Here is a 23,124-nt window from a genome sequence, read left to right as displayed (position 1 = left end):
TTTAGAGGGCGAAATTGTGATAGGAATTATTGATTATAATATGGGAAATCTTGCAAGTGTATATAATGCTTGCCATCTTTTGGATACTAAAGCATCGATTATAAAAGACCCAGAAAAGTTAAAAAACTTTAGTAGAATCATCTTGCCAGGAGTAGGTGCTTATGGTGATGCTATGGAACATCTAAACTCAACTGGCATGAAAGAGGCTGTAATGGAGTTTGCAAAAAGTGGAAAACCAATGATTGGAATTTGTCTTGGGATGCAACTACTTTTTGAAAGTTCACAAGAGTTTGGACACACTGAGGGTTTAGGGTTAATCAAAGGAAAAATTGAAAAATTTGACAAATCTAAAATGCATGAAGATTTCAAAATCCCACATATGGGATGGAACACTATTGAAAATAAGCAACACAAACTTTTTGAAGGTTTAAAAAACCCTTATCTTTACTTTGTACACTCTTATCATGCAGTTACAAGTGAAGAAAATATCATAGGTAAGACAACTTATGGATATGAGTTTGCAAGTGCTGTTAATAAAGATAATATCTTTGGTTTTCAGCCTCACCCTGAAAAATCTCATGATAATGGATTAAAAATTCTTGAAAACTTTATAAATATAAAATTATAATAAAGGAGATATTATGAAAACTATAGCAATAACAGGTGCAAGTGGGTTTGTAGGAACTTCCCTTAGAAACTTCTTTGAAAAACAAGGTTATAAAGTAGTTGCTATAAATAGAGAAGTTTTAAATAATAAACAAGAACTTCAAAATATAGTATCATCAAGCAATATAGTTATAAATTTAGCAGGTGCAAATATCATAAATAGATGGACAAAAGAGTATAAGGAACTACTTTATTCAAGTAGAATAAATACTACTTCAAATTTAGTAGAAGCTATAAATAGTGTAGAAACAAAACCTGAATTACTTATTTCAACTTCTGCTGTTGGAATTTATGATAATAAAGACACTTATGCAGAAGATGGCAAATACTCAGATGATTTTTTATCAAAACTTTGTCAAAGATGGGAAGAAGAAGCACATAAAGCTCAAACAAATGTATCGATTTTTAGATTTGGTATAGTATTAGGTAAAAAAGGAGGAGCTTTTGCAAAAATGCTAACTCCTTTTAAACTTGGTCTTGGTGGAATAATAGGAAGTGGGAAACAAGCTTTCTCTTTTATTCATATTGATGATTTACTAAATGCTTATAAATTTGTAATTGACAATAACTTAACATCAACATTTAACCTAACAGCACCAAAACCTACAACAAATTTAGGTCTAACAAGAGCTTTAGGTAAAGCACTTAAAAAGCCTACAATTTTTCCAGTTCCAGAGTTTGCATTAAGATTGATTTTTAGTGAAGGTGCAAAAGTACTTACAGATGGACAAGATGCAGTACCTAAAAAATTATTAGATTTAGGATTTGAGTTTAAATATAAAGATATACAAGAAACAGTAGATAGTTTGGTTTAATTAAAAAAGGGAGAAAAAATTAATATGGATATATTACCAGCGATTGATTTAAAAGATGGGAAAGCTGTAAGATTGAGTAAAGGGCTTATGGATAGTGCAAAAATCTATTCAGATGAGCCTTGGCAAGTGGCAAAAAGGTTTGAAGAACTTGGAAGTAAATGGGTTCATATTGTTGATTTAAATGGAGCCTTTGCTGGAAAACCTGCCAATTTAGAACAAATTAAAAAAATTAGAGAAAATTGCAACTTAAAGATTGAACTTGGTGGTGGAATTAGAGATGAAGAGACTATCAAAATGTATGTAGAGCTTGGAGTTGATAGATTAATTTTAGGTTCTATTGCTGTAAAAAATCCTCAATTTGTTAAAGATATGGCTTCAAAATATAATATTGCAGTTGGAATTGATGCAAAAGATGGAATGGTTGCAGTTGAGGGTTGGGCAGAAGTATCTAATATGAAAGCAACAGATTTAGCAAATGAGTTTGCAAGTGCTGGAGTTGAAGCTATTATTTGTACAGATATTTCAAAAGATGGTATGCTTTGTGGAGTAAATGTAGAGTTTACACAAGATATTGCACTTGCTAGTAAAGTAGATACTATTGCTAGTGGTGGAGTAAAAGATATTTCTGATATTATAAACTGCAAAAACAATGGTAATATTGCTGGTGTTATTGTAGGAAAAGCCTTTTATGAAGGTAGTTTAGATTTAGAAGAAGCTTTTAAAATATTATAATATGTGCTTAATTATATCCCTAGTATTTTATGCATTAGCCTACACTTTTTATGAAGATTCTAATATGCAAGGCTTTTATATAAATCTAGGGATTGCCCTACTTTTTTCTATTTTATTAATAAGAAATTTCATAAAATCAAAAAGGCAATAGCTTGAAAAAAAAGATTGATAACTTATACTCAAAACTTGCAAATGAAGAAGATGCAAGAGTATGTAAAGCAATTGATGAAAGTGCTTGTAAAGTAGTTCCTGGTAACTTTTTTCTTACAATAATTAGTTATTTTTTTAGTAAACTAGCAGATGCTGTTGCTAATACAAAAGTTATACTTCCTTGGATAATGCAAAGTATTGGCGCTCCTTTATATTTAATAAGCTTTTTAGTTCCAATTAAAGAGTCAGGTTCACTCTTACCTCAACTATTTATTGCAGCATATATTAGAAAACTACCTATTAGAAAATGGATTTGGTCTTTAGGCTCTTTACTTCAAGCTCTTTGTATGTTTGGTATTGCAATTGTTGCTTGGAATATGCAAGGTTTAAGTGCAGGTCTTGCAATTATTGCTCTTCTTGTTGGTATGAGTTTAGCAAGGGGATTATGTTCAGTTGCTGCAAAAGATGTTTTAGGAAAAACTATTCCTAAAACAAGGCGTGGAGCTTTAAATGGTCTTTCAGCAATGCTTGCTGGTCTTTTAGTTGTTGTTTTGGGTGTATACTTTTTGCTAAATGGAGAAAAACCTTTTTCATCACAAAACTTTAGTATTCTTCTTTCAATTGCTGGCTTATTTTGGATTTTTGCAGCTATTGTTTATGCTTTAATAAAAGAGTTTGAAGGAGAAACAGATGGTGGAGGAAATGCTTTTAAAGTTGCTATTTCAAAACTAGGTATTTTAAAAACAGATAAGCCTTTTAGACTATTTGTAATTACAAGAGCTTTATTTTTATGTTCTGTATTATCTGCACCATTTTTTGTAATAATTGCTCAACAAAACTCTGAATCAAACTCTTATTTATTAGGTCTTTTTATACTCTCTAGTGGATTAGCTGATTTATTATCTGCAAATTTTTGGGGTAAGTTTTCTGATATTTCAAGTAAAAAAGTTATGATTATAGGAGCAACTATTGCCACAAGTGTTGGTTTTGTAGTTGTTTTTATAGACTTTTTCTATGATGAACTTTTTTCAATTATTTGGATTATGCCTATTATCTATTTTATTTTAAGTATTGGTTATCAAGGTATAAGAATAGGAAGAAAAACTTATATTGTTGATTTGGCCCAAGGAAATAAAAGAACTGATTATGTAGCTGTAAGTAATACACTAATAGGTTTTATTTTACTACTTAGTGGATTGATTGGAACATTAAGCTCACTTATTGGAGTTAGCGGAATCATTTTGTTGTTATCTATTATTGGAGTTATAGCAATATATCTTGCAAATAAACTTCCTGAAGTACAAGAAGATTAAGACTCAAATAAAATATAAATAGATTTTCTACAATATAAGGTTAAAAAGATATAATCTTAAAAATTAAATTTAAAATGGATAAATAATGAAATTAAAAAAATGGATATATTTAACAATCTTTTTAGTAATCTTTTATTATGCATTTATAGTAAATATAGTTATAACACTTTCAATTATTGCTTCTTTATATATAGCATTTAAACTATATAGATTTTATGCTAAAAGAGAGTTAAACAAGCTAGTAAAATCAAAAGAGTCTTTTGAAAAAAGTCAACTAGGACTTTTTGTTGCCCTTGTTGCTAAAGTTGCTAAAGCAGATGGAAGAGTACAAGAACTTGAAGCACAACTAATTAGTATGATGTTTGATGATATCTCTAAAATTTTCAATGAAAAAGAAAAAGCAAGAGCTATAATGAAAGAGATTTTCAATGAAGAAAAACAAAAAGAAGGAAATACTAAAGAAATCGCTCAAGCTTTAAATAAAATATTAGGTCGTAGTATTATTAAGCGTAAACAGTTTTTGAGTTTTTTAATTCAATTAGCTTATATAGATAGTGGAATTAGTCAAGATGAAAAAAAAGTTTTACATGAAATTATGCAAGAGTTAAATATAGAACCTAGCGTATATGATGAGATTGTAAATAAGTTTGAAAATATGATGAAAAATAAGCAAGAAACAATGAGTTTGCAAGAAGCTTATGAGATTTTAGAAGTAAAACAAAGTGATGATATGAACACTATAAAAAAAGCATATAGAAAATTAATTAGAAAATACCATCCAGATATTATAAGTTCACAAGATAAAGATGAAAGCTACATGGAAGAAGCAACAGCAAAAACACAAAAGATAAACCAAGCTTATCAAGTTATAAAAGATGAAAATAAAAATTAATTTTGACATTAAAAGAAATAAATGATACAATTTTATCAAACTATCGTTTGGGAAAAGTATGGCAATAAAAAAAACATCAAAAGAAGAGATACTAAACAAAGCAATTAATCTTTTTAAAACTCAAGGCTTTAATCATACTTCAATGGCAAATATTGCAGATGAATGTGGATTAATAAAAGGAAGTATCTATCATCATTTTAAAAATAAAGATGAGATAGGACTTGAAGCACTTAAATATATAAGTGAATACTTTGATAAAAATATTTTTTCAATAAAAGATGAAACACTACTTACAAAAGAAAAGTTAAAAAAAATAGTTAAAAAAACTGATGAATACTTTTTAAATAGTAATGGAGGTTGTTTACTAGCAAATTTAGCAACTGAAGTTTCTAATCAAAATGAAGCATACAAAACAGTTATAATAGATTATTTTAAAACTTGGGAAGATTGTTTAGCTAAAATTTTAGAAGAAAAATACCCTAAAAATGAAGCACAAGATTTAGCATATGAATATATTTGTTCTTTACAAGGTTCTATTATTATGTTCAATCTAACAAACAATAAAAAAAGACTTTTAAAAATAGGAAAAAACCTATTAACTAAAGTTTAAATTTTTTTGCCTATATTACCAAACAATCGTTTGTTTGATTAAGGAGAGTTTATGAATTACATAAAAAAAATAAAAGGAAATAATGCAAAGCTTCCACCAAAAGCAAATGCTATTGAAGTTGCCTTTGCTTTTATTGGTGCATTTATTGCAATATCTGTTGTTGCTTATCTTACAAATAGTTATGAAAACATATTTATCATGGGTTCATTTGGAGCTACTTGTGTTTTGCTATTTGGATTTAGCGATAGTCCTTTTTCACAACCAAGAAATATCTTTTTTGGTCATGTTATATCAACATTTATGGGACTATTCTTTTTTCATTTTGTTGGTGATTATTGGTGGAGTTTAGCTCTTGCTTTAGCTTTAGCTATTGCAGTAATGTTATTAACAAGAACAGTTCATCCCCCAGCAGGTTCAAATCCAGTTATTGTATTTATAATGGGTTCATCTTGGAATTTTCTATTTTTTCCAACAGCTTTAGGAGCTGCTATTATAATTTTAGTTGGTGTTTTTTATAATAATTTACACAAAAAAAGAGTCTATCCAAACTATTGGATATAAGAGTAAAGATATTTTTCTTTACTCTTCTAAACTTGTATAATGAAGCTCCAAACCATTTGAAGTTGCTACAAAACCATTTATGTTGATTTTACCCTCATGAACTAATTTATGATACTCTTTACATAAAGGAATTAGATTATACTTATGATTTGCATTCATATGACCTATAAAGCCATCTTTGTTTGCTCGTGCTTGCTCTTTTATATGATGAACATCATCACAAGTTCATTTATCTTTTAGAAAATGCTTTTTTTAGGTGACTGTAGAAAACATGAAATTAAATCTAACAATTTTTTCACAACTAAACTTGTATAAATTGAAAACCATTTTTTTAGCCAAATCACAACTTCCATTACCTCATAAGGATTTTACAACTTTTTCGTAATCTATTATGCACTTTTCCTTTTCTATTTATTTACCATTCTAAAGAATAACTATGTATTATAAACTATTTTACACTTATATGTTTTTTACCTGAATCCTCTTAATACTTAATATATTTTTCTGTAAAGTTCATTTATTTATCCATAAATTCATATTTAATTGATTTACATAATCTTTCTGTTAACTTGCTTGCAACTATTAACTTTAAAAACATTTTTAACAATAATTATTATGTAATCATCCTAATTAAATAATATTAAGGATAACTTTTGTCTATGGAAGAACTTTTAGAAAATATGATTAAAAATATGAAGAATTCTAATGACAATAATGAAAAATTTAGTTTATTAGAAAATATAATAACTTTAGAATCTGATTATGAAAACTATAGAAAATTATTGTATAAAGATATAAAAAAATGGTTATATCTTTATATAAAAGTTAACCAAAATAAAAACTTTACCTATGATGAAATTGTATTTGATAAAGTATTAAAAAAAATAGAGCTTGTTCCAATTGAACAGAAAATACCATTAGTCAATTATTTTATTAGACTTTTAAATAAAGAATTCTTAATTGAAGAAATATCTATTTATGAAAACTATAAAAAAGATTTAGAAATTAAATCTTTGAAAGAAGAAAAAAAATATTTTTCATACTTAATAAAATTATCAACAAAAAATTTAAGTAATTTACTTTATACATTAATAGTGTCATTAATATTTTTTGCTATCGTTTGGTTTAATTTAAATTCATTTTCCCCTGAAAAGTTTCCATTTAAGATTGTTGACTTTGTTGGAGATAGAGGAATTAATTATTTTATAAATATACTATATATACTTTTTAGCTTTGAGGATACTCAATTAAAAACTATATATGAATTGTTTTTAATTGGTAGTATCAAATTATATTTTTATGTTCTAATAACATATTTTTTAGTAAAAGAAATTTCAAAAAAGATTAATTCAATATGACATATTTTAATTCAGTAGATTTTGTACACAAAGCACTTTCATCTTTACTATATAGGATAGTTATAATACTTTATTCTATCTTTATACTTACAATAAATCCAAATACTTTTCATTATGGGATTTATATTGCTATAACAATTATATATATATTTGCATACTTTCAATTAGTAAAAAGAAATCAACCCTATTTAAGAACATTAAACGATTTTATATTTATATTTCTGATACTCTTTGAAAAAGATATTTTTTTGATTGAGAATTTTATGATGCTTTTACTACCAATATTTAATTCACCTAATCATACGGGGAAGAAAAGAAATAATTTATTTTTATATATTTTTACTATTTTTATGTTCTTAATACTATTTATAACTTCAAATACATTTGATTTAAATAAGTTTATATATATATTCTTAGTGATTACTTTCTTAATAGTTATTACTACTTTTGAATTAACAAGATCAAATTTATTTCATAAAATATTCAAAGTATATAAAGAAATAGATAATTTAATTTCAAAAAAATCTAATAATTCTCAAATCAATGAGATATATAATTTAATCATGAATAGATTTTCAGATTTTTCAAATGTAAAAATAGAGCAAATAAGTTGTTTTAAAAAAGATAAAAATCAACTAAATTTAATAAACTCATCTTCTTTTATATATGAATTTAAATTAGACTTAACATTACTTAATAAAGAAAGAAAAAATTTCAATAATATACCTATAGAAATTAATGAAAAAAAATATCTTAGTGTTATTACAATTAGTGCTGGGGAGTATTATTTTTTATGTCTAGTCCCCTATAATGAATTAAAGATAAGTATGTATAAAAAATTTTATCTCTATGAATTGTCTAGACTTTTATTTGAAAAAGTCACTAAGATTATAGAACAAGAAAATATATTAGCAAAAGAAAAAACTAGACATACTGAAAGATTATCAAATAAGCAACATTATGTTCTTGAAGTAATGAACTCTACTCATTTCTTTTCAAATAAATTATCTACAATTAAAAACTTTATTCAAAGTAGTGAAGATTATGATAATAATAAATTTAAAACTATTGACGATAAAAAAATTAAAGAGATTATAAGAGATGAAAGAAAAAAAGCAAAATCATCATTAGAAAATATTTCTAATAAAATGAATAAATTGCTAGATAAAGGAGCTAATCCATTTATACCTACAACAACAAGAAATTTAAAATATAAATATATATTCATGTTAATAAAGAGACTTTGGATACAAGAATTCAATGAATCTAATATAATTTTTATAAATACTTGTGATGAAAACTTTAATAGAAAAGTTGAAAGTAATGATGAAATAATTGAATTCATATTTATTGACTTATTAACAAATATGAAAAAATATTCAAATGGCTATCAATCAATAGAATTTGATTTCAATAAACCATTAACAATTACTATTAAAAATAATATTAAAAACTATAATGATCAAAAAATAATTTTATTAAAAACTATTGAAAATTTTAACAATAATGAAAGATTAGAAATTAATAGAAGAAATAACTTTGGTTTATCTCATATTAAGGATTTATCTTTACAATTGAATATTGATGTAGGATTAAGTTTAAATGAGGATAAGAAATACTATATTACTAAATTAGTTTTTCAAGGAGAAGAAAAGTGAAAATATTAGTTTTTGAAAATGAAATTAGTGAAGTTGAAAACTCTTTTAAAATTTTTAATTTAAAATATTATAACAATGAATTGGAAATAAAATATTACACAAACTCACAAGATTTTGGAGATATAACAAATGTTGATGATTATAAATTAATCATAATTGATATTGATTTATCTGTAAAAAGTGCAAAAGATGGATTTGGTATTATTGATGATATAAAAGAATATAAACCTGAAGTTTTAAGAAGAACAATTATTATTACTGGTTCAAGTCAAGTTAGAAAAAAGCTTGATGAAAAAAGTTATAATTTTATACCTATCTTACAAAAACCAATTAATTATAAAGAAATTTTTAATGGCACAAAAAAGTTTTTAACATAATATTTTCTCTAATATTAATTAAATATGTTAAAATTTATTTCGTTTATCCACTTTAAATATACAACTTGATACAAAAAATTCAATCTATTTTATACTATAGAAAATAAATGTTCTTAAATAATATGATTTTATATTCAAGATAATAAATACCATTCAAATTTACATAACTTTATATACTTTTTAATTAGTTTTCTCTCCTATATCAGTACAATGAAGCTCCAAACTATTAGAGGTTGAAAAACCATTTTTTGCCCTCATGAACTAATTTATGATGCTCTTTTGATTTGCATTCACATGAGCTATAGAAGCATCTTTATTTGCTCTTTTATATGATGAATATCATCATATTCTTCATCCAAGTTTACTTCTTTACTTATTAAAAATATAAATCAAAAACACATGATTTATATACTCCATTACCTCGAAATTGTATTATTTACAAAACAGTTTTCAACTTTTGAAAATCATATAATATTTTTAACCTCTTATAATTTGTATAAATGGCAAATAATCATGTACTCGACTTCATTTATTTCTTTGCCAAGCTAAACTATATATTTAAGTAAACTTTTTTACAATTATATTTTTTTTTGCTCTTATTATTTTAGTATTTATTTCTATTTAACTCATTTATGTTAATCCATCTATTTTTTTGATGTTTATATGATCTATCTCTATCTATTAGATATGCTTGCAGAATATTTTATTAATAGATACAATGCATATTCAATTATTATTAGGAAATGACATCATGAACAACACTCAAAAAAAATTAATTTCTAATTTTGGGATAGAAAATAATTTAGCTGAAAGAATCAGTAAACAATTAACTATTTCAAAAATTAAACAATATGGAAAAAAGAGACTTTTTGAAGATTATAATCTTAATAAGGAGACCGTTGAAATTATTAAAAGAAAAACATCCCGTCCACCTATTCCAGATGAAACAATAAAAGATTTATTTTATAAATCAATGTATCAGTGTATTATTTGTAATTCTACAAGTTTTGTTATACACCACATCAAAGAATGGCATAGAAGTAAAAGCCATGATATTGATAATTTAGTACTACTTTGTCCAAATCATCATAATGATGCACATACAACGCATAGACTTGCAAAAACTTTATCTGAAAAATATATAAAAGACGCAAGAAAAAGACATTATGAAAAAGTTATAGAATTAAGAGATAAATTCACATTTGGTAATTTAAACTATAAGGATGGCGGACTATGGTATGTAAATATAGAACATATATTAAAAACTTTTTATTCACTATTTGGTAATGATATATGTAAAATGGCTAAATTAAAAAATTTTGAAGATCTTTTGACAAAAGGTTATATAAACCCGAAAGGAGCTTTTACTAACAATAATCTTATATTATGGAATACAAATAGAAAATTTTTTAATGATATTAAAGGTGGAATGAATACACAACTAAATATAAGAGAATATTTGGAATCAATGGTAGGTTCTATTTTAAGTAAACTTCAACTTCCTTTATTACATAAATTAAAATCAATAAAAGAACTAGAAAATTTACACCGTAAAGAAGCACTACTTTTATTTAAAGGAAATATAAAATATACAAAATCTATAAACAATCCTTTAAAAGATATGAAGGGAACTTTTAAAATACAAAATTTTAATTTTGTATTTGAATATAATAGTTTTTACTATTTGGGCAATTCTGCTAGTACATATTTATTACCTAGTGGCTTTGATGGAGAAGTAATGCTAAAAATCAAATCAATACAGAAAGATAACCAAAACTATAATGTAGTTTGTAGAATATATTTTATAGGAATGGAAAGTAATAGTATTATTGAATTTTAATATATTTTATTTAAAAGGAATTATAAATAAAGATGATATTTAATAATATCTATACAATTATAACATTAATACTTTCAGTTTCCCAATGTGTTTATTCATTATATGTTTTTAACATCCTAAATGATATTTCAAATAATTAACCTATAAGATTTTTTGTCTCATAATTGAAAGACTTTTATATAATTAATCATAGAAAATTTAAAAGTGAGGCAAAACTTGTGATAAATACCATTTAAATTAACATACTACTCTTCTAAACTTGTATAATGAAGCTCCAAACCATTTGAGGTTGCTACAAATCCATTTATATTTATTTTGCCTTCATGAACTAATTTATGATGCTCTTTGCATAAAGGAATTAAATTATATTTATGATTTGCATTCATATGACCTATAAAGCCATCTTTGTTTGCTCTTGCTTGCTCTTTTATATGATGAACATCATCACAAGCTTTTCCACATATTACACAAGTTGAGGCAAATACATCTTTATTATATTTTGAGGTTTTTTTCTGTGTAAGTCTTTCTATTTTATCATAATCATCTGTTAAACGTTTTCTAATATCATTTGCAACGCTTAAAAACTCTTTATCCATATGAAGTGATTTTGCATACTCTAATCCATACATAGAAGAACCACTTCCAAAGGCTAGTTTTCTATCAAAAATAAGCTTATCTTCTTTATCTTCATACATAACTGATAGATGTAAAGAGATAATATTTCTTAGTTTTTCTATCTCTTTTATCTCTGGTAATTGATGTAAGTGCGTTGCAAAAACAAAAATTGATTCTAGTTTTGCAAGTTTTAATATAGCACTTGCAACAATACTTAAACCACTCATAGTTTCAGTACTATGAGAAATCTCATCTCCTAAAACTAAAGATTTTTTTGTTGCTCTATTGAAAATATTTTTAAGTTCAAGCATCTCAACAGCAAATGAAGATAAACCTTTTGCAATATTATCAGCTCCACTAATTCTTGTATAAACTGCATCAAAAACTGAAAATCTCATAGATTTTGCAGGTACATAAAAACCTGCTTGTGCTAAAATAACAGCAATTCCTATTGATTTCATAAGTGAAGATTTACCAGATGAGTTTATACCATAAAGTAAAACTCCATGCATTTTATTATCTGTTATATTTAAAGGGTTTGAGTTTTTTACTATTACATTGTTTTTTTGCTCTTTTGAGGCATAACTTAGCTCTCCTAAAACCACATCATTTGGAACATAAATACCTTGTTCTTCATTTGCTTCAATAATAGGATGTCTAAGCTCAACTAGCTCTAAAAAGTTTTCATCATCTTTTGTTTTTACTATTTTAGGGCATGTATAATTATATTTTTTAGCTGTTTTTACATTTGAAACTGTTAAATCAATCTCTGCTATAAACTGTACAAGTTCTTCTAATAATATTGCAAATTTTTTCTCAAACTCTACTAGTTTTTCTTTAAATACAAGTTTATTTAATTCTATTATTTTTCTTAGATTATGTACATATTTATCTGAAATAGTCTCTGTTAAACTGCACGATATTTTCACATTTGTAGTTTGCACTTTTATTTTAAAATCTTTAACTAATAAAAGCTCATCATCTATAATAATATGTGAATTTAGTAATTCATCTTTTATTAGATTGTATCTATTTTTAGTAAGTGCTAAATAAAAGCCCTCTTTATCAAGCCTATTTATACTTACTTGATTTTTATCATCACTTTTTAAATATGTTAAAATATGTGACTTTAATAACTCTAATTTTGAGTAAAGTTCATCATTTTGTCTAGTTAATTCATCAATTTGAACATTTATTCCCTCGCAAACCATATTTGCTTCTACATCTTTTAACATATACTTACCAGATATATCTAAATCAAAAGTAGAATCAATTGAATTAATAAAAAGTTCCAACTCTTTAGAACTACAAGGAGGAGTAAAAAACTTATAACTTTCCATAAACTTTACGACTTCTTTTATGCTTAATAAAGAGTCATATAAATAGTTTAATTCAAAAGGGTGTAATCTTGCAAGTTTTATTCTTCTTGTAAGTCTTTCAATATCATAAATATTTGCTAATTCATTTTCTATTGGAGCATAATAATCAAATAACTCTTTTGATAAATTAAATCTTCTTAATATCTCTTTTGTATCTTTTACAGGATGAGTAAGTCTTTCTTTTAGAAGTCTTTTTCCCATGGCAGTTGAAGTATTATTTAAAAGTTTAATTAAACTTGGATTATGAGAAGTTTCTATTATATTTAATTGCTCTAATGCATTGTTTCCTAAATATATGTATTTTGAAATATCAAGTTTTACAGGCATTGATAACTTTTGAATAATATTTGAATCATGACCAATAACAAAATCAATTAATATAGCTAAGCTTTCACTACTTAAAGGCACTCTTTCCATATCAAGATGTTCTATTGAAGTAAGAAGTGATTGAATATTAAATACATTTTTAAATAATTCATTTTGATAAGTAATTTTTGGCCTAAAACTTCCAATATGAAAAGTTTTTAATTTTAACTCTAAGTAGTCAATCACTTCTTTTTGATTTATATTTTTATCTGCAAAGGTTACAACTATTTCATTTGTTTTATGCATATTCATATAGTTAAAAGCTTCATCAAGTGCATAAAACTTATCTTCACTTGTACCATGTACTTCATTATAATAGCACTTACCTGTTGTTACATCAATTGCACTGTAACCTATTAGATATATTCCTTTTACTTGATCAACAACTAAAGAAGTAATATTATTTTCATCTTGGTCAACTACAAAATCAAAATTTGTTCCTGGACTAATAACTGTATCTAAATATCTTGAGACCTTAGGAGGAAGACCTCTTTGTCTTATAACAACTACTGTATATTTTTGTTCATTTATTATTCTTGAAAGGTGTTTATCAAAAGATATAGCAGGAACACCTGCCATGATAGGATTATCTTGAGAATTTTCTAAAATTGATTTGTTTTTTCTTGTTAGTTGTATATTTAAAAGCTCAGCAATCTCTTTTGCTTTACCTATTTGCTCTTTATCATTATTTACTTCATAAACTTCAAAAAAAGTTCCTATTTCCATAAGAACAATAGTATTTTTACCATATTTTTCTTCAAATAGTTTTTGAAGTTTAAAATATGTGTATGTAAGTAAGATTTTTTTATCATCTAATAGTTCTTGAACTTCTTGTCTCAATTTATCTTCTCACTCCAGTCCAGTTTCTAATCATTTCTCTTTGCTCTTTTGTTAAATCTGCTTCTTCATGAAAAGAAGTATAACTTTTAAGTGGCATAGCTGCATAAACTTTTTTATAGATTGATCTTAGTTTCTCTTCTTGCTTTTGTTTATCATAGTTATTCCATTGTGTGAAATTTAAAGCACTTCTTCCGTCATTAACATGCGAAGTAATAACCCAAGAAAATGGTGCTACTTGAGAATACCAAGGCCAATTTGTTTTATTTGAATGACAATCATAACATGAAGTTTTAAATAAATTCATAACCTCAGGCTTTGCAACAATTTCTAACTCTTTTACTATTTTTGTATTTTTTTGTTCTGGTCTTATAAATTGCATAACTACAAAAATAACAAAGAAAATGAGAAGTGTTTTTTTCATATAAAATCCTAGTTGATAAATTAAATAAATAGATTATATGGTCTTTCAAGCTCTTTTATAAATAAAGAAACACTTAAATTTCTTCCTTGTCTTTTGAACTCTTTTTTATCAAAAAAAACCAATATTGTTGGTATAGAAAATACCGTAAAATGACTTGCTACTTGTTTATATAATTCAGCTTTGACTTCATACATTTGTATTTTTGGAAAGTTCTTTGATATTTCTTGCTCTATTTTTGATTTTAAAACACTACAAACAGAACAATTCTCACCACTAAAATAGATTAATACAGCTTCTCCTGTATTAATCTTTGAACTAATATAATCAACTGTTTTTACTTGTATCATTGTATAATTCTTTTTCTAATTCTTGGTTAAATCTCTCTTCTGCTTCTTTTGCATTTTCAGGATTATTTTTAGAATCTTTATGATCTTTTCTATGTGTAAAAATATCATGTCTTGTTAAACTAATACCTTTCATATGTGTAATAGGAAAAGCAAAAGCAATACCTTTTCCAATAGTAGTAATATGCAATGAATGTATAATCTCTTTTATTACTGAGTTTACCATTGCACTTGGAAGAAGGAAAAGCAATAAAACACCATTTGCTTCAAAAGATGTTCTATAAAAATTGCCAATTCCATCAAGTCCTATACCATCAGCTTTTAAAACAGTTACACCTCCAGCACCAGCTTTACTTGCTGCTTGAATTGCATCAAGTTTTTTATCTTCTGGAATTATTATAACTACTGCACTAAAATCCATAGGCAATGAGTGTCTTCTATCACTTCCATCAATATTAACCGTTGCTAAATCCATATTCTCAGCATCAATTAAAGTATCTCTTAAAATATTTGCAGCTTCAATTTCAGTATCAGATTTAACTCCAAGTTTTTCAACAAATATTCCATACAACATTACTGTTATCATAGGAAATAGTGAAGCAAATGCAATAAGTCCAAAACCATCAATTAAAGGACTTCTTCCCTCAATCGAAGTAGCAAGTCCAATTCCAAGGGCTGCAACAAGTGGAACTGTTACAGTTGATGTAGTTACTCCTCCACTATCATAAGCAATAGGAATAATATACTTAGGAGCCATAAAAGTTAAAATAATCACTAATATATACCCAAAAATAATATAGTAGTGTATATGTCCACCATCTACAATTCTAAAAGCACCTAAAGCAATACCAATTGCAACACCAAAAGCAACAAATAGTCTTAATGCAAAATCATTAATTTTACCATCACTTATCTCTTTTGCTTTTTTTGCAATAGCCATCAATGCTGGCTCAGCCATAGTAGTTGAAAATCCAATTGCAAAAGCAAATGTATAGATTATTAATACAGATTTACCTTTTGTAAGTTGGAAAGCCATTGATTCACCAAGTGAAAATAGACCCATTTCAAGACCAAGGATAAAAGCATATAAACCAATAATAACTAAACCAAAACCTAAAAATACTGTTTTTACATTTTGTATTTTTTTTCTTAAGACAATATATTGAAAGAAAAGTATTATAACTAGTATTGGTGCTACATCTTTAATTACAGATAATATTCCAGAAACAATAGTAGAAATATTTATATTTATTGTACTTGAAGCCGTTGCATTAATTGCAATATCGGCTACTTCTTTTGCTTCAAATAGATTATATACAGCAATTCCATAAATTTGCACAAATATCATTGGTGTTAATGAAGCAAAAGCAATAAGTCCAAAACCATCAATTACAGGGTTTCTTCCTTTAATTGAAGTTGCAAGTCCAATTCCAAGTGCTGCAACTAATGGAACTGTTACAGTTGAAGTTGTAACTCCACCTAAATCATATGCTAAACCAATTATCTCTTTTGGCGCAAAAAAAGTTACTCCCACTACTAAAATATATCCAGCAATAATATAGTAGTGTATTGGATGACCTTTTATTATTCTAAATACACCTAATAATATAGCAAAACCAACAGAAGCAGCAACTACAAGCCTTAATATTGTTGCATCAATTCTACCACTAGAAATAGAAGCAGCTTTATCTGCAATAACAGCTAGTGCAGGTTCAGCAATAGTAGTACCAAAACCAATCAAAAATCCAAAGAAAAGAATCCAAATTATATTCTTACTTTTTGCAAAATCCCTTGCTAGACTCTCCCCTATTGGAAAAATTCCTATTTCCAATCCTTGTAAAAATAAAGCAAGCCCAAATCCAACAATTACTAATCCAATAGTAGTAGAAAGCCAATTTTCAGGTACATCTTGAATAATTGTAAGCTGAAAAAATAAAATTACTATTATTATTGGAAGTAAATCTCTAAATGAATCTCTTAAAAGTTTTAAAAAAAAGTTAAACTGTGTCATTTTGTACTACTTTCAAATTGTAAAACTAATTTCCTTTTCAATATAAACCCCTCTTTTTTATATGTCTCACTCATTTATAATTAATTCAGTAATTTTTGTACTAGTTATTCTATTTTCAACAAATACATTAGAAATATTAAATTCATTTATTATATCTGATTCTTTTTTTGTATGTATTTTTACAATAATTTTTTCTATTGGTACAACTTGTTGAATTGTATCACATACTTGATATAATTTTTTTGGATTATCTATTGCAACAATTACATATTTTGCTGCTTTTAAATTTACAGTTCTTAATAAATCTTTATTTGTGGCATTTCCAAAAACTACATTATATCCACTATTTATTGACTTATAAAAACTTTCAATGTTATTTTCAATTGCTATATATTTTTCAGAAGAAGCTGACAAATCATCTGCTATATTTCTTCCAAACTCACCTAAACCTAAAATAACAGTATGATTTGATAATATAGAACTAGTCAAATCTTGATTAACATTTGGTTCTTCTTCTTGATTAAATTTATCCGTAATAAAAGTAAGATTTTTTAAAATTATTGGAGTAATAATCATTGATAATACAATAGTTACAATCATTATTTGGCCATATGGAGCTGGGACTAAGCCACCTGTTCTTGCAAGTTCAAGTAATGCAAGTGAAAATTCCCCAACTTGAACTAAACTAAGTGCTGTTTTCATACTTACACGTTTATTTTCATTTATCCTAATAATAGCATAAATGATTACAAATTTTAAAATCATCACAGAAACTAATAAAGCTAAAATTATATGAATATATAAAGAAATAATATCAAACTTTAACTGCATTCCAACAGTTACAAAGAAGATACCTAATAACAAATCTCTAAAAGGCACCAAATCAGCTTCTGCTTGGTGTTTATATCTAGTTTCAGCAATTAACATACCTGCTATAAAAGCTCCAAGAGAATATGAAAAGCCTAATTCATGAGCTAAAAGTGAAGCACCAATTGCTAAAAATAGTATTGTACCAACAAAAAGTTCATCTGAGTTTGTTTTAGTTATTGCTTTAAAAAAAGGTTCAAGTAAATATTTTCCAATAATTACCATAAGTGCTAATAACATCGCAGCATGTAAAACCATCTCGCCTAAAACATCTGTTACAGAACTATTTGATGCGCTGCTCATAAATCCAATTGTTAATAAAATAGGTATTACTGCTATATCTTGCATAATCAAAATACCTAAACTTCTTTGTCCATATCGTCTATTTATTTCACCAGTTTCATTAAAAGTTTTTAAAACTATTGCTGTTGAAGATAAAGCAATAGCTAAAGATAAGATAAATGAAACATTTTTTTCAATACCCAATAAAAAATAACTAATAGAAAAAACAATTACAGCCGTAATCAAAATTTGCAATGTACCTGCTACAAATACTTCATTTTTCATCTTTTTTAAATGACTAAGTGAAAATTCTAGTCCTATTGTAAACATTAAAAATACTACACCAAACTCTGCAATCTCTTTTAATGTATGATTATTAACAGCATCATGAAGATTGAAACCATAAGCGATAATTGTACCTGTAAATATATAACCAATAATGGTAGGAAGATTAATTTTTTTTAAAAGTATGTTTATAGTTAAAGCTAAAAAAAGAGAAGTTACTATAACTGTTAGCATCCAAATCCTTACTAAATTAAAATATAAGGATTATATCAAAATTTCTTTTTAAACAGATAAATAACTTAATAAAGTAGTTTAAAACTACTTTATTTTTTATACTTGATGTTCACTATTTTTTGCAAGTCTTTCTTTTTGTGAAAGATATGAGTTTAATGCACTAACATATGCATTTGCCGTTGCAAGCATTGTATCAACACTTAAGCCATGTCCCACAAATGATGGAGAGCTTTCATCAAAAACTACTCTTGTTGTAACTTTTGCTAAGGCATCTTTACCTTCTGTAACAGAAATTACATTATAACTTTGTAACTCCCCGCTATATCCTGTAAGTCTATCAATTGTTTTGAATATTGCATCCATTGTTCCATTACCAATATTTGCATCAGTTAAAATTTCATCATTATGTTTAATAGAAACAGCTGCTGTTGGCACTCCGTTTGAACAGTCAGAAATTTGTAATCCAACTAACTCATAAATTTTATCTTGATTCAATGACTCATCAGTAATTAACATTCTTATGTCATCATCAGTTACTTCTTTTTTCTTATCTGCTAAAATTTTAAATTTTTCAAAGGCTGAATTTAATTCTTCACTTGTTACTGTATCAAAACCTAAGTTAGTTATTTTGTCTTTAAATGCAGCACGCCCAGAATGTTTTCCTAAAATTAAAGTAGAATCTTTAATAACACCAACATCTTCAGGTCTCATAATCTCATATGTTTCTTGATGTTTCAATACACCATCTTGGTGAATTCCACTTTCATGAGCAAATGCATTTTTACCAACAATTGCTTTATTTTGTTGTGGCTCAACACCTGTAATAGTTGCGACTAATCTTGAAGTTGCATAAATCTCTTTTGTATTTATACTTGTATATAAATCCTTAAAAGCATCACGTCTTGTTTTAATAGCCATAACTGATTCTTCTAAAGCAGAATTACCAGCTCTTTCTCCTAAGCCATTCATTGTTACTTCAATTTGTCTAGCACCATTTGTTACAGCTGCTAAAGTATTTGCTGTTGCTAAACCTAAGTCATTGTGATTATGAACAGAAATTATTGCTCTATTTGCTGCAAAATCAGATAACTCTTTAACCATTGCTCCCAATTCTGTTGGTAATCTATATCCAACAGTATCAGGTAAATTAATAGTTGTAGCTCCAGCAGCAATTACTGCATCCATTACCTCTTTCATAAAAGATATTTCACTTCTTCCTGCATCTTCTAAAGAAAACTCAACATCATCAACAAAAGTTCTTGCATATTCAACTGCATATACTGCTCTTTTTATTACTTCTTCTTCACTCATTTTCAATTTATATTTCATATGAATAGGAGAAGTTGCAATAAATGTATGAATTCTATGCATTTTTGCTTTTTGTACTGCTAAAGCAGCTTGTTTAATATCATTTTCAACAGCTCTACTTAAAGAACAGATTGAAGACTTTTCAACTTGTTCAGCAATTCTACTAACAGCATCAAAGTCCCCTGGACTAGCAGCTGCAAAACCTGCTTCAATTACATCAACACCTAATTTTTCTAATTGCTTAGCAACTTTAATCTTCTCTTCTGTGTTCATAGAACACCCAGGACTTTGCTCCCCATCCCTTAATGTTGTATCAAATACAACTATTTTATTATTATCCATGATTTTTACCTTTTTAAAAGTATCTTAATTATATCCATTTTTCTTTAAAAGAAAAAAACTATATTCTTGATTTGTTTTTTGATTTATTGTGTGTAATTATTAGAGTGATTTTGAAAGCAGAAGAAGAGTGTTAACACTTTTGATGAATTGATTATTATAAAAATCGAATATTTCCATTGTACTCTCCCATAAATTTGACAAATTATATTTTAAAAAACTTTTTTTGTCAAGAGTTATTTTGATTTTTTTGACAAAACAACTCTATTTTAAGTTTATATCTTTTCTTTTATCAAAAGAGGCACACAAATAGTAAAACAAGCACCAAGATTAATGTTTTCTACAATAATAGCACCACCCATACTATTTTCAATAATGGTTTTTGTCATATATAATCCTATACCTGTTCCTTTTCCCTCTTCTTTTGTTGTAAAATATGGCTCAAATATTTTATCTTTTATATCTTCACTTATGCCTTTTGCATTATCTTCTATTTGTACTATTGCACTATTTTTATCTTTATAGACTCTTATTTTTACCTTTGCATCTTCTACTTTTTTTTCTATTAATGCATCTTTTGCATTTGATAATATATTTAATATACTTTGTGAAAACTCATTTGTATATCCATATACTTCTATATCTTCTTTGCTAAACTCTTTTTCTATTTCTATATAGCTATGTTCAAATGTTGATTCTATTAAATATATCGCTTTTTTTACTGTTTTATTTATCTCAAAATACTCTTTTGTTTTATTTGGTTTAAAAAAGTTTCTAAAATCATCTATTGTTTTTGACATACTTGATGTTAATATATTTGTCTTTTTTATACTTCTTTCCATAAACTTATCATCCAAATCACCCATACTATATGCAAACTGCATATTTTGCATTACTAATCCCAATGCATTTAGTGGTTGTCTCCATTGATGGGCTATATTTCCTATCATCTCTCCCATTGCTGCTAATTTACTTTGTTGTATCAATAACTGCTCTTGTTTTCTTTGTTTCTCTATCTCTTCTTCTACTTTTTGTTCTAAACTTTTATTTAAATCATTTTGTGTTTTTACTAATGTTTCTATTTTATTTGCCATTTCATTAAAAGAGTTTTCAAGTTGACCTATTTCATCATTTGATGTTATTTTCAACCTATAATTAAACTCATTATTTGAAAACTTTCTAGTTCCTAATAAAATATTTTCGATTTTTTTACTAATATAACTTGACATCAATAAGGCAATTATCATTACTAAAACAATCATTACAACTGTAGAAATAGTAATATCGTTTAACATTTGCATTATAAGTTTTTCAATTTCATTTCTATTTTTTTCTAAACTTTTATTCATATTTTTTGTTTGAGAATCTAAAATAACATTAATTTTCTCTTTCGTTTTATTTGCAGCTGCATGAAATTCATCAACATTTGCAGTAATACTTACAAAACCAAATCCTCTTTTACTATTGGCATACTTACCTGTATAGTATGGTATTGCTGCTGCTGTTGATAGCTTCCATATATTACTCCAATGTATTATAAATGATCCATATCCTCCATTTTGTGTTAACTGCATCCAACCTTGACATTGTGGTGCAAAGTTTAAATATCTACAATCTATATTTACATTGCCATCTTTTATTAACTGCTTCATATTTGGCTTTTTATTTAAACTTTGTTCTTCAAACTTTGGATAATCTTTTAAAAATTCATTTATATCTTTTTTTGATGCATAATATTTCTTTGCCACATCTTCACTTAACCATGGCATTGCTTGTTTCCCTGTCTTTGGATCATACCCTACTATTGAATAATCCCTTGGATGAGAAATATTCTTTCCCTCATAATCCCACATAAATGCATAATTCCCTACACTTGCATCTGCTATATCTTGTATTGGATTTTTATCCACTGGATTTACTGTATCTGTAAATTGCATTATATGTTCATGATCTAATGCTAAACTTACATATCCTACTTTTTTATCTTTTTTATATACTGGTGTTACAAACCTTATTATTCCCTCAAACTTCTTCCCTTTTGGATTCTCTTTCCCTGCATATCCATGATTTTGAGGTTCAAATTCTATATTCGCTTCTTTTGCTTTCTTTTTTGTAAAGGTTCCTATTATATTTGTTTTTACACTTTGCCCTATTACATCACTTACATATATTTGCCCTTTTTTTAACTCTTCTATTTTTTTAAAATACTCTTCTGAGTTTACATATGTATTTTTCTTTTTTGATATATCTAACAACTGTTTATTTATTTGTGATATTTTATATATCTCTTTTCCATTTATATCAAAGTAGCTAACTTCTTTATAGATTGGTATTTTTACTCTTTTTAACTCTTTTGGGTCTGTATAATTAAACTCTTTTTCATTATCTTTTAATTGGGCTTTTCTTTGTTGTCTTTTTATACTTTTTATTCTCTTACTTGATTCCCATCTTTTACTTTTCTCATCATAATAGTATTCTCCATGTACTATTATCTCTCTTTGTTTACTTTTATAAAAATCACTTAATACTTTTTGGTCTAGTTTAATTTTTGAAAGAAATAAAATATCTTCATCTCTTTGATATAAAAAGCTTGCTACATTTTTTGCTATTTCAAAAGATAGCCTTTCTATAGATTGTTGTGATTTTTTATCAAGCATTTCAATACTATCACTAATTGCTTTATTTGCAGTATTTGAAATTATTTGTTTATTTTCTAAAAAAAGCTCTTTAGTACTACTTGAAAAATATTTATCAAGTTTTATAATTCCTATAAAAGCTATATAAGAAATAAGAAGTAAAGGTACTACTTTTATTATTATAAAAAGCAATATTAATTTTATTTTTATACTTAAATTCTTCAT

General features: G+C 26.2%; 19 protein-coding genes and 1 pseudogene. 12 read left to right on the top strand and 8 right to left on the bottom strand.

Annotation, left to right across the window (positions count from 1 at the left end):
* Window positions 1-16: 16 nt before the first annotated feature.
* The 8 genes from hisH to AMRN_RS03005 all read left to right on the top strand — a co-directional run bounded on the left by hisH (window position 17) and on the right by AMRN_RS03005 (window position 5,739).
* Window positions 17-628: an imidazole glycerol phosphate synthase subunit HisH gene (hisH, locus tag AMRN_RS03035; RefSeq protein ID WP_099312204.1), complete on the top strand. Its 612-nt coding sequence runs from the start codon at window positions 17-19 to the stop codon at window positions 626-628.
* A gap of 13 nt (window positions 629-641) precedes the next feature.
* A complete protein-coding gene (locus AMRN_RS03030; protein WP_099312202.1) occupies window positions 642-1,481 on the top strand; it encodes a TIGR01777 family oxidoreductase in 840 nt (279 codons plus the stop codon).
* 24 nt (window positions 1,482-1,505) lie between these two features.
* Window positions 1,506-2,213: a 1-(5-phosphoribosyl)-5-[(5-phosphoribosylamino)methylideneamino]imidazole-4-carboxamide isomerase gene (hisA, locus tag AMRN_RS03025; protein WP_099312200.1), complete on the top strand. Its 708-nt coding sequence runs from the start codon at window positions 1,506-1,508 to the stop codon at window positions 2,211-2,213.
* Between the two features lies 1 nt (window position 2,214).
* Window positions 2,215-2,364 (top strand): protein YpmT, encoded by a 150-nt coding sequence (ypmT, locus tag AMRN_RS14415; protein ID WP_474064773.1) that lies wholly within the window; start codon window positions 2,215-2,217, stop codon window positions 2,362-2,364.
* 1 nt (window position 2,365) lies between these two features.
* On the top strand, window positions 2,366-3,676 hold the full coding sequence (locus AMRN_RS03020; RefSeq protein WP_099312198.1) for an MFS transporter: 1,311 nt from the start codon (window positions 2,366-2,368) through the stop codon (window positions 3,674-3,676).
* An 85-nt stretch (window positions 3,677-3,761) separates the two neighbouring features.
* Window positions 3,762-4,568 carry a DnaJ domain-containing protein gene (locus AMRN_RS03015; protein WP_099312196.1) on the top strand — a complete coding sequence of 269 codons (807 nt, stop codon included), beginning with the start codon at window positions 3,762-3,764 and terminating at the stop codon, window positions 4,566-4,568.
* A gap of 58 nt (window positions 4,569-4,626) precedes the next feature.
* On the top strand, window positions 4,627-5,178 hold the full coding sequence (locus AMRN_RS03010) for a TetR/AcrR family transcriptional regulator (protein ID WP_099312195.1): 552 nt from the start codon (window positions 4,627-4,629) through the stop codon (window positions 5,176-5,178).
* Window positions 5,179-5,229: 51 nt separating this feature from the next.
* Window positions 5,230-5,739 carry an HPP family protein gene (locus AMRN_RS03005; protein WP_099312193.1) on the top strand — a complete coding sequence of 170 codons (510 nt, stop codon included), beginning with the start codon at window positions 5,230-5,232 and terminating at the stop codon, window positions 5,737-5,739.
* Between the two features lie 18 nt (window positions 5,740-5,757).
* Here AMRN_RS03005 and AMRN_RS03000 read toward each other — a convergent pair.
* Window positions 5,758-5,961 (bottom strand): annotated as a pseudogene (locus tag AMRN_RS03000) (hypothetical protein); the annotation flags it as partial.
* A 437-nt stretch (window positions 5,962-6,398) separates the two neighbouring features.
* On the opposite strand from AMRN_RS03000, the gene AMRN_RS02995 reads away from it, so the two are divergent.
* The 4 genes from AMRN_RS02995 (at window position 6,399) to AMRN_RS02980 (ending at window position 10,972) form a co-directional block, all read left to right on the top strand.
* On the top strand, window positions 6,399-7,097 hold the full coding sequence (locus AMRN_RS02995) for a hypothetical protein (protein WP_118897355.1): 699 nt from the start codon (window positions 6,399-6,401) through the stop codon (window positions 7,095-7,097).
* A 248-nt stretch (window positions 7,098-7,345) separates the two neighbouring features.
* Window positions 7,346-8,755 carry a hypothetical protein gene (locus AMRN_RS02990; protein WP_133116780.1) on the top strand — a complete coding sequence of 470 codons (1,410 nt, stop codon included), beginning with the start codon at window positions 7,346-7,348 and terminating at the stop codon, window positions 8,753-8,755.
* Window positions 8,752-9,132, top strand: coding sequence for a response regulator (locus tag AMRN_RS02985; RefSeq protein WP_099312187.1), 381 nt, complete (start codon window positions 8,752-8,754; stop codon window positions 9,130-9,132). The genes AMRN_RS02990 and AMRN_RS02985 overlap by 4 nt, the downstream gene beginning before the upstream one ends.
* Before the next feature lie 718 nt (window positions 9,133-9,850).
* Window positions 9,851-10,972: an HNH endonuclease signature motif containing protein gene (locus AMRN_RS02980; protein WP_099312185.1), complete on the top strand. Its 1,122-nt coding sequence runs from the start codon at window positions 9,851-9,853 to the stop codon at window positions 10,970-10,972.
* Between the two features lie 245 nt (window positions 10,973-11,217).
* Here AMRN_RS02980 and AMRN_RS02975 read toward each other — a convergent pair whose 3' ends face one another.
* From AMRN_RS02975 to AMRN_RS02945, 7 genes are all read right to left on the bottom strand, one after another.
* Window positions 11,218-14,172: a MutS-related protein gene (locus AMRN_RS02975; protein WP_099312183.1), complete on the bottom strand. Its 2,955-nt coding sequence runs from the start codon at window positions 14,170-14,172 to the stop codon at window positions 11,218-11,220.
* 1 nt (window position 14,173) lies between these two features.
* Complete coding sequence (locus AMRN_RS02970) at window positions 14,174-14,593, bottom strand: heme-binding domain-containing protein (RefSeq protein WP_099312181.1); 420 nt, start codon at window positions 14,591-14,593, stop codon at window positions 14,174-14,176.
* Between the two features lie 20 nt (window positions 14,594-14,613).
* A complete protein-coding gene (locus tag AMRN_RS02965) occupies window positions 14,614-14,940 on the bottom strand; it encodes a thioredoxin family protein (RefSeq protein ID WP_099312179.1) in 327 nt (108 codons plus the stop codon).
* A complete protein-coding gene (locus AMRN_RS02960; protein ID WP_099312177.1) occupies window positions 14,918-16,948 on the bottom strand; it encodes a DUF1538 family protein in 2,031 nt (676 codons plus the stop codon). Before AMRN_RS02960 ends, AMRN_RS02965 begins: the two co-directional genes overlap by 23 nt.
* Window positions 16,949-17,014: 66 nt before the next feature.
* A complete protein-coding gene (locus AMRN_RS02955; protein ID WP_099312175.1) occupies window positions 17,015-18,616 on the bottom strand; it encodes a cation:proton antiporter in 1,602 nt (533 codons plus the stop codon).
* 96 nt (window positions 18,617-18,712) lie between these two features.
* Complete coding sequence (locus tag AMRN_RS02950; protein WP_099312173.1) at window positions 18,713-20,266, bottom strand: 2-isopropylmalate synthase; 1,554 nt, start codon at window positions 20,264-20,266, stop codon at window positions 18,713-18,715.
* A gap of 272 nt (window positions 20,267-20,538) precedes the next feature.
* The gene (locus AMRN_RS02945) at window positions 20,539-23,124 is read right to left on the bottom strand and encodes a sensor histidine kinase (protein ID WP_118897353.1); all 2,586 of its coding nucleotides are present in this window, start codon (window positions 23,122-23,124) and stop codon (window positions 20,539-20,541) included.

Source organism: Malaciobacter marinus (genome assembly GCF_003544855.1).
Taxonomy (GTDB): Bacteria; Campylobacterota; Campylobacteria; order Campylobacterales; family Arcobacteraceae; genus Malaciobacter; species Malaciobacter marinus.
Note: the sequence above shows the minus strand (reverse complement) of the source record. Positions and strands in the feature narration are given on the sequence as shown.

Bases quoted from the DNA above. Each gene is read 5' to 3' on its own strand.
- AMRN_RS02950 (WP_099312173.1), bottom strand. From the start codon at position 20,266: ATGGATAATAATAAAATAGTTGTATTTGATACAACATTAAGGGATGGG.
- AMRN_RS02995 (WP_118897355.1), top strand. From the start codon at position 6,399: ATGGAAGAACTTTTAGAAAATATGATTAAAAATATGAAGAATTCTAAT.
- AMRN_RS03005 (WP_099312193.1), top strand. From the start codon at position 5,230: ATGAATTACATAAAAAAAATAAAAGGAAATAATGCAAAGCTTCCACCA.
- AMRN_RS02945 (WP_118897353.1), bottom strand. From the start codon at position 23,124: ATGAAGAATTTAAGTATAAAAATAAAATTAATATTGCTTTTTATAATA.
- hisA (WP_099312200.1), top strand. From the start codon at position 1,506: ATGGATATATTACCAGCGATTGATTTAAAAGATGGGAAAGCTGTAAGA.
- ypmT (WP_474064773.1), top strand. From the start codon at position 2,215: ATGTGCTTAATTATATCCCTAGTATTTTATGCATTAGCCTACACTTTT.
- AMRN_RS02955 (WP_099312175.1), bottom strand. From the start codon at position 18,616: ATGCTAACAGTTATAGTAACTTCTCTTTTTTTAGCTTTAACTATAAAC.
- AMRN_RS02970 (WP_099312181.1), bottom strand. From the start codon at position 14,593: ATGAAAAAAACACTTCTCATTTTCTTTGTTATTTTTGTAGTTATGCAA.
- AMRN_RS03010 (WP_099312195.1), top strand. From the start codon at position 4,627: ATGGCAATAAAAAAAACATCAAAAGAAGAGATACTAAACAAAGCAATT.
- AMRN_RS02960 (WP_099312177.1), bottom strand. From the start codon at position 16,948: ATGACACAGTTTAACTTTTTTTTAAAACTTTTAAGAGATTCATTTAGA.
- AMRN_RS02980 (WP_099312185.1), top strand. From the start codon at position 9,851: ATGCATATTCAATTATTATTAGGAAATGACATCATGAACAACACTCAA.
- AMRN_RS02965 (WP_099312179.1), bottom strand. From the start codon at position 14,940: ATGATACAAGTAAAAACAGTTGATTATATTAGTTCAAAGATTAATACA.
- AMRN_RS03030 (WP_099312202.1), top strand. From the start codon at position 642: ATGAAAACTATAGCAATAACAGGTGCAAGTGGGTTTGTAGGAACTTCC.
- AMRN_RS03015 (WP_099312196.1), top strand. From the start codon at position 3,762: ATGAAATTAAAAAAATGGATATATTTAACAATCTTTTTAGTAATCTTT.